Source organism: Vibrio sp. 03_296, assembly GCF_002265885.1.
On the sequence record NZ_NPKW01000947.1, the window covers coordinates 1 to 674 of the forward strand.

Genomic DNA, 674 nt, shown 5'->3' on the forward strand with positions numbered 1-674 from the left:
CAAGGTTCCAACCTTCACTCGATCGTTTAACACTCGCCACGATAAAACGACCATCACTGAGACACTGCAAATCCACCCAAGTACGTCACCAATCGTGCCTGCCAAATTTGCTGAACCGGCTTTTCTGCTTGTCGTGCAGTCATTAACCACAGTTCACTGAGACCATTCACCTTACGTGTAGCTAAGTAACGCTGGCCATCAGGGAGCCATTTAGCGCTGCGAAAACGCTGCTTCTCTGTCAACGCTTGCCAACGATCATCTTGATAAAGATAAACATCGCTCAGCACTCGGCCATCGGCATAAGCGATAGAACGCGTCGCCAGCACCCCACTTTGAGGATGGAAATCGAGCGAGTTGATGTTTTCGTTTAGTCAGTGAGCTCCACGCGCTCATCACTGCCATCGTCCAACAACCTCAGTTCACTCGCATCCTCACCATTGTCGACGTTAACCAAAACACCATTGTCCGTTGCGGTAAACACTTGCATAAATGGGGCGGTGTACTTTCCCCTCACCAATGACGGCTTGCTCCATCATGGTGGCAAGATCGCCTTGGTATTTCTCATAAATATGAGCTTGGAAATCAGACCAAAGCTGTTCAAAATCCATTCCCAAAGGTTTTTCTCGCCGTGACTGTTGAGTCAAAAAGAACGGGATAGCTTGCGGCATGTAACC

2 protein-coding genes are annotated in these 674 nt (G+C 48.8%); both read right to left on the bottom strand.

The window, feature by feature from the left end; genetic code table 11:
- Nucleotides 1-53: 53 nt before the first annotated feature.
- Nucleotides 54-326 carry a hypothetical protein gene (locus CIK04_RS34775; protein ID WP_325205984.1) on the bottom strand — a complete coding sequence of 91 codons (273 nt, stop codon included), beginning with the start codon at nucleotides 324-326 and terminating at the stop codon, nucleotides 54-56.
- A gap of 120 nt (nucleotides 327-446) precedes the next feature.
- Nucleotides 447-674 (bottom strand): hypothetical protein (locus tag CIK04_RS34780; protein ID WP_325205985.1); only part of this gene is annotated, 228 nt, incomplete at its 5' end.